Raw genomic sequence first — 6682 nt, 5'->3', positions numbered from 1 at the left:
TCGGGGGCGAGCGGCGCGTCCTCGGTGCGGCGGACGGCGGCCCGCAGCCGGGCCACGAGCTCGTCCATGCTGAACGGCTTGGTGATGTAGTCGTCGGCGCCCGCATCGAGCGCGGCGACCTTCTCGAGGGAGGCCTGACGGGCCGACAGCACCAGGATCGGTACGCAGGTCCAGCCACGCAGTGCCTCGATGACGTCGACCCCGTCCATGTCGGGCAGTCCGAGGTCGAGCATCACCACGTCCGGCTGACGCGCGGCCGCCAGCCGGAGGGCCGTGGCGCCGTCGGGCGCCGCGTCCACTCCGTACTGGCGTGCCTGCATGTTGATCACGAGTGCTCGTACGAGCTGTGGATCGTCCTCAACGACCAGCACTCGGGTCATCAGTTGCCCTTGATCAGTTCCTTGAGCGCGATGTTGAGTCGGATTCGGATGGGACTCGGAAGTCCGTACGGTTAGAGGAAACCGCCTGGCCGGCTGGATTCGAGTGCCGTTGACGGGTCCCTTACGGCCGTCGATACGGCTTTGACGGGGCCCTTACGTCGTCCGTGACCGGCGCCTCGGAACAGGCGGAACCGCAGCCGGCAGATGACCGCGCCGGTCTCCCGCCGCACCGTGTGGGCGACGACGGCACCCAGCTGGTTTCTGCAGCAGCCGCTGCCACAGCCGCTCAGGCTCGGTCTCCGGGATCAACACGGTGACCCGGGTGGCCGGTTCCGACGCGGCTGCCTCACGGACGCAGGCACGCTCCAGGGCATGCGGCTGGGCGCGGTCCTCGGGATCCGGGTGGAAGACGGTGACCGCGCGGACCTCGTGGCCGACGGAGGCGGCGGCGCTCAGGGCCTGCGAGGTCAGACGGGACAGGGAGGAAACGGGCACGATCACGACCGGGCGACCGCGGTGATCAGCACGAGGACGGCCAGGCACGGCCACAGGCGGTCGTCGTAGAGGGCCGGGAAGGCGGAGGTCATGGCCGCCACGCCGGCCGTGACGGCGACGGCGACGTTGAGCACGTAGTCCAGGACCAGCGAGGCGGCCGCCACCAGGCTGGTGCGCGCGCCCAGGTGCGTCCTGGCCACCGCGTAGGAGCCGCCGCCGTCCGGAAAGGCCGCGATCACCTGGCGGTAGGACGCGACCAGCACCGCCGGCAGGGCGGCGATGGCCAGCGTGACGGGGAGCGTGAAGCCCAGACCGTGGGCGCCAGCCGCCGCCAGGACCAGCACGATCGCCTCGGGGCCGTAGGCCACCGAGGCCATCGCGTCCAGCGACAACGCGGCAAGGCCGGTGACGGCGGTCAGGCGGTGTCGCTCGCCGGTATCGGGCGGCTCCTCGCCGGCGGGGACGGCGCCCGGTTCGACGGTGAGTATGGACATGGGCGGTGCTCCTCAGTACGGGACGAACGGCCGCGCACGGAAGGCCGCGCGGGGTGCACCAAGGTTCGGTCCCGATCCGGTGGGCTCCCGCGGCTCCTTGCGCGTTCTTCGCGCCGAACCCCGCGACCTTGACGGGCGCTTGACGGGAAATGTGACGCGGGCGACGCCGCCCTCGCTGCGGCGGCGTCAAGAACGGCGGCCGGCCCGTCAGAGTCGCGTCAACTCACGGCGGAACTGTGTTCTCGCCGCTGCCGAGGTCTCTACCCTCGGGCGCATGGAGCACCGCGTGCTGTACGACCGCCGCTGGGCCGAGGATCTGTGCAGCTCGGTCCGGTGCTCCGGCGTGCTGCTCGGCATGCTGTTCCTGATCGACTGGCTCACGGACAACCTCACCTGGTGGCGCGGTGTCCTGTGGGTCACGCTCGCGCTGGTGCTGTTCATGGTCCTGTGCCCGGCCCGGATCTCGGCGGGCGAGGGCTGGCTCGCCTCCCGGCGCCTGCTGAGCACCCGGCGGGTTCGCACCGACGCCCTGGTGTCCGTGCGCTGCCTGGAAGGGGTCTCCCGGCGGCTCGTCCTGCGGGACGCCTTCGGCGACCGGGTCGAGATCGACCCTCAGGTCCTCGTGAACAACCCGGACCTGTGGTTCCGGCTCGACGAGGACGCCCGGAGCGCGGCGGCCGCCGGGACCCTGATGTGCGGGACGACCGCGCTGCGCCGCATCGCGGAGCGCGTCGAGCGGGAGACGGCCCTGAGCGTGTTCCGGGCGTCCGGCCTGGAGTAGCCGGCCGCCCGTCATCCCCGCCGCTGCGGTGGACGGGGCTGGACCCCCGTCATCAGGATGTCCAGGCCGCGCCGTGTCGTCGCCAGGACCACCCGGTCCCCGGCCCGCAGCACCCGAGCCTGCACGGGGCGCCAGTCGAAGCCCCGGCGGTCGGACCGGAGCCCGGTGAGGGTGTCCGTGCCGGACGACGGCACCGGTCCGGCAGCCGCCCCGACGGCCAGCACCCGCCATTCGTTCTCCCGGAACGCCTCGTGCACGGACCGCCCCTCCAACTCGGGGTGCCCGGCCACGTCCACGCAGGTGAACAGCAGCGAGCCCCGCTCGACCGGCATCACCCCGAGCACATGACGGCCCATCATGGCGGCGGCGAAGGAGGGAGCGGCGAGCGCGGAGACGCTGCGGCTGCGGGTGAGCGCGTCGGGGTAGGAGGCGCGCAGGGTGCGCTGCACCGTCGCGGCGAAGTCGTCGTCGTACAGCCGCATCACCACCCTCAGGCCGGGGTTGGTCTCGCGGACCGACATGACGATGTCGAGGTTCTGACCGTCGTCGCGGGTGAGGACGAGCAGCGACCGGCCGTGTCCGACGCGGGCCCGGTCGAGCACGCCCGGGGCGGTGGCGTCCTCCAGGATGAGCGGGATGCCGAGTTCGCGGGCGCGGGAGATCCCGCGGGCGTGCGGGTCGCGCTCGATGGCCACCACCTGGTGGCCGGTGGTGCGCAGGCGGTCCAGCACCCGGGTGCCGATCATGCCGAGGCCGACCAGGACGATGTGGCCGTTGACGTCGTCGCCGGGCGGATGGGTCGCGGAGGCGGTGCGGAACGCCTCGGTGGCGTTCGTGGTCGCGGCGATGACGAGCGGCAGCACGGCCAGGCCGACGAATCCGGCGATCAGCTGGAGCACCCGTCGGGCGGGCGACTCCCCGGTGGCGGGGTCGCCCATGGTGAAGATGTCCAGCAGCGGCAGGTAGACGTTCTTCCACCACGGGTGCTCGTCGGCGAAGAGCGCGGTGGCGGTCGACAGCGCGATCACGACGGCGGCCAACGCGCCGTAGACAGCGGTGAGTTGGTGGGAGAGGAACACCTTCCACGGCAGGTGGGCCAGTCGCGCCCGGAACCAGGCGCGCAGGTGGCTGCGCCGGGTGCGGGCCACCGGTTCGGGATCGTGGTGGGTGATCTCCTCCAGCATCAGCCGGCCGTGTGTGAACTGGCCGTGGTAGGCGGTCCGGGTGTCCGGCAGCAGCTGGGTGCCTTCCTCGCCGGGCGTCTCGGGGCTGTCCTGGCTGGCCGGGTCGTCCTGGTGGGCGCCGGAGAGTACGGCCAGGGTGGCCAGGTCGGTGGCGTGCGGTGGTGTCCCCGCGGGCCGTACGACACCGCGCAAGACCCTGCCCTCGACCTGGAGGGTGTGACCGTGGCCCACCGCGGCGGCGGCGACCAGTTCCGGTACGGCGGTGTCGGCGTCGGAGAGGACCGTGGTGGAGGTGTCCCGGGCCGCGTCGTCGCACAGTCCCGCCGCGCGGTCGAGCAGCCGTTCCAGATGGCGGCCGCGTTCGCGGTCGAACATGCGGATGACCCGCCGGACGGAGGGGTTGATGGTGCGGGCCAGCAGGGCCGCCGTCGTGTTCACCTGGTCGTCGCGGTAGGTGAGGGCGAGCGCGGCGGCCCGCTCGATACCGGCCGCGCGCAGGGTCCGCTCATCGGGGCGGACGGAGACGTGCAGGGACACCGAGGAGCCGGGGTCATGGTGCAGCGCGGCGACCTCCGCGCCGTGCCCGTCGCTCCCGGACGGCAGCACGACGGTCACGATCTCGCCGCACACGGCGTCCAGTTCGACGGCCAGCCGGTGCGCCAGCCCGTCGTCACCGCAGATCACCATGTGCTGCGCTGTCTGCCCGGGCTCCGTGTGTATGGGGAGGGTCGATGTCACACCAGGCTGAACGGCGTGGGTCATGAGGCCGGTTCCGGCCGGGCGCCGGGAGCGGCTTCAAGTTTGCGTCAAGAACATGCCAAGGTTCTCGGGTCAGCCCCCTCGCACCGGCTGAAGGTCGCGTACGGAGGGTCAGGAAGCCGAGTCCGATTGCGGCTGCGCCGCGGGCGAACCGGGCCGCCGCCGACAGCGCGGTGAGGACGCCCCGGTACGGCTGCCGAGCTCGGCCACAGCGACGACCACGGTTCTCCGCCGGGTCACGCACTCAGACGTCGGAGATGTCCGCGAGCGCGACCGGCAGGACCTCGTCCAGCGCGGTGGGCCGCCGGCGGAGGGTGAGCACACCCGCCTCCAGGCGGCTGAGGTCGAGGAGGTTCTCCGCCAGCCGGCTCAGCTTGGCCATGGACTCGTCCGCGGTGGCGAGGAGTTCGTCGCGGTCCTCGCCGGAGAACTGGACCTCGCGGCTGCGCAGCGAGGTCACCGCGGCCCAGGCCGCCGCGAGCGGGGTGCGCAGGTGGTGCCCCACGGCCCGCAGCAGCGCCGTACGCATCCGGTCGGCCGCCTTGACCGGCTCCGCCTCGGCGGCGGCCTCCACGAGCCGGGCCCGCCAGTGCGGAGGAACTGTCCTGGCGCGAGCTGCGCGCCGTGTGGAAGCCGGTCGGCGTCCTCGCGGTGGGGCTGGTGCTGGCCTCGGCGGCGGCGGTGGGTGCCGTGGCGTCCATGGTGACACCGCTGTCCTGGCAGATGGCGCTGGTGCTCGGGTCGGTCCTGGCCAGCACCGATCCGGTCGCGGTGACCGCCCTCGGCCGTCGGCTCGCGCTGCCGCCCAAGGTCCAGGTGCTCGTCCAGGCGGAGAGTCTGTTCAACGACGCGACCTCTCTGGTGCTTTTCCGGGCCGCGGCGAGTGTCGCCGTGGCCTCCGCCGCCGCGAACTGGGGAGCTGCGGGCGGGGAGTTCGTGGCGCTCGCGGGCGGCGGCACGCTGATCGGCGCGGCGGTCGCGGCCGTGGTGACCGTGATCCGACGACGCACCGAGGACCCGATCCTGGAGACGGTGATCTCCCTGGTCACACCGTACGCGGCCTACGTCCTGGCGGAGGCCGCCCATACCTCCGGCGTCACATCCGTGGTGGTGGCGGGTGTGGTGCTGGGCGGGCGCGGCGAGCGGCTCACCAACGCCCGGATAAGGCTCCAGCTGCACGCCGTCTACGGCACGGTGGTGTTCCTGCTGGAGAGTGTCGTCTTCAGCCTGATCGGGCTGGCACTGCCGGCGCAGGTGCGGTCGTTGTCCGACGACGACCGGGCGTGGCCGCTGTACGCCCTGGCGGTGGCGGGCACGCTGCTCGCGGTGCGGTTGCTGTGGCTGGCGCCGCTGTCGGCGGTGGTGCAGCGCAAGGGTGGGATCCAGCGCATGAACTGGCGGGTGCCGGTGGGGTGCCGGTGGTGCTGACCTGGGCGGGGACCCGTGGGGTGGTGCCGCTCGCGGCGGCCCTGTCGATCCCGGAGGCCACGAGGAGCGGCGCGGCCCTGGCGGACCGCCCGCTGGTCCTGGTGCTGACCACCTCGGTCGTGGTCGTCACGCTCGTCGTCCAGGGCTTCACCCTGGCCCCGGTGGTCCGCCGCTCCGGCATCGCCCTGGAGCCGGACCACACCGAGCGCGAGGAGGCCTCCGCCCGCTGTCGCCTGGCCGACGCGGGCATTCGGCGTCTGGAGGAGCTGTCCGAGCTGGAGGCCGTGCCCGACGTGGTCCTCGACCGTCTCCGCCGCGGTCTCAACGCCCGCCTCGACGACGCCCGCGACCGGCTGGCCGTCGGCAACGGCCATGGCGCTCCCGCCGAGTCCGCCGACCTGGTCTACCGGCAGCTGCGCCGGGACCTGGTCTCCGTGGAGGCCGCGGAGCTTCGACGCCTCTACGACGAGCACGCGATCAGCGAAACCACCCGCAGACGCCTGCAGCGGTCCCTGGACCTCGAGGAGGCCCGGCTGGCGGACGCCTGACGCGCTCACGCCGGTACGCGTCACGTGACCCGGTGGACCCGCCGCTCCCGGCGACCGCGCGATCCCGCCTGTCCCGGTGGCCGTGCCGACCGACGGGATCCCCGGCCCCCTCCACCACGACCTCAACGCCCACGACCGGCCGACGGCGTGCGACGGGACCTGGTAACCGCGCGGGCCGCAGAGCTGCGACGCCTGCAGGCGAACACACCATCGGCGACACCACCCGCAGACGTCTCCGACGCTCCCTGGACCTCGGAGAGGCCTGACACGCTCCTGACGCCCTCTCAGGAGGGATTGACGGGACCTTGACGGCGCCACCGCCCCGCCCGTACGCGAACCGCAAATTCCTTGCTGAACCGGGGCATTCGGGGGCCGCCCGCGGATAGCTTCACCGTCGGCCGCCCAAGTGGCCGCAGGCGTCAGCGGCCTCACGGCTTCGGAGTCCCCACTCCGGAACGGAGCGAGGTCGGCCGGGTGTCCGTGCCGGACGACGGGCACCGCGCACGGCGTCCTGTCGTCGTCCCGACGCCGACGTCCGTGTGCCCGGCCCGGGGCGGGGGGGGGGGCGCGCGGGGGCGGGCGCGCGCCGCGCCGGCCGCCGCGGCGCCCCGCC

5 protein-coding genes and 2 pseudogenes are annotated in these 6682 nt (G+C 73.3%); 2 read left to right on the top strand and 5 right to left on the bottom strand.

Annotated features, from left to right (window positions below; translation table 11 throughout):
- From ACFW2E_RS34445 to ACFW2E_RS34435, 3 genes and pseudogenes are all read right to left on the bottom strand, one after another.
- A partial coding sequence (locus tag ACFW2E_RS34445; protein WP_384472143.1) for a response regulator transcription factor occupies nt 1-380 on the bottom strand: 380 nt, incomplete at its 3' end.
- Nucleotides 381-533: 153 nt separating this feature from the next.
- Nucleotides 534-875 (bottom strand): hypothetical protein, encoded by a 342-nt coding sequence (locus ACFW2E_RS34440; RefSeq protein WP_384472140.1) that lies wholly within the window; start codon nt 873-875, stop codon nt 534-536.
- Between the two features lie 14 nt (nt 876-889).
- Nucleotides 890-1369 (bottom strand): annotated as a pseudogene (locus ACFW2E_RS34435) (amino acid permease); the annotation flags it as partial.
- A 274-nt stretch (nt 1370-1643) separates the two neighbouring features.
- Between ACFW2E_RS34435 and ACFW2E_RS34430 the strand changes: the two are divergent.
- A complete protein-coding gene (locus ACFW2E_RS34430; RefSeq protein WP_384472137.1) occupies nt 1644-2150 on the top strand; it encodes a hypothetical protein in 507 nt (168 codons plus the stop codon).
- Between the two features lie 11 nt (nt 2151-2161).
- Here the strand turns inward: ACFW2E_RS34430 and ACFW2E_RS34425 are convergent, their stop codons facing one another.
- Together ACFW2E_RS34425 and ACFW2E_RS34420 are read right to left on the bottom strand one after the other, a co-directional pair.
- Nucleotides 2162-4021, bottom strand: coding sequence for an NAD-binding protein (locus tag ACFW2E_RS34425; RefSeq protein ID WP_384472134.1), 1860 nt, complete (start codon nt 4019-4021; stop codon nt 2162-2164).
- A 316-nt stretch (nt 4022-4337) separates the two neighbouring features.
- On the bottom strand, nt 4338-4667 hold the full coding sequence (locus tag ACFW2E_RS34420; protein WP_384472131.1) for a sensor histidine kinase: 330 nt from the start codon (nt 4665-4667) through the stop codon (nt 4338-4340).
- Nucleotides 4668-4678: 11 nt separating this feature from the next.
- Here ACFW2E_RS34420 and ACFW2E_RS34415 point away from each other — a divergent pair.
- Nucleotides 4679-6069, top strand: a pseudogene (locus ACFW2E_RS34415) (cation:proton antiporter); the annotation flags it as partial.
- Nucleotides 6070-6682 lie beyond the last annotated feature (613 nt).

Source organism: Streptomyces sp. NPDC058964 (assembly GCF_042741275.1).
Lineage (GTDB): Bacteria > Actinomycetota > Actinomycetes > Streptomycetales > Streptomycetaceae > Streptomyces.
The sequence above is the reverse complement of the archived record's forward strand: the minus strand, read 5'-3'. Positions and strand labels throughout refer to the sequence as shown.

Excerpts from the sequence above, each read along its gene's own strand:
- ACFW2E_RS34425 (WP_384472134.1), bottom strand. The coding sequence starts at position 4,021 with ATGGTGATCTGCGGTGACGACGGGCTGGCGCACCGGCTGGCCGTCGAA.
- ACFW2E_RS34430 (WP_384472137.1), top strand. The coding sequence starts at position 1,644 with ATGGAGCACCGCGTGCTGTACGACCGCCGCTGGGCCGAGGATCTGTGC.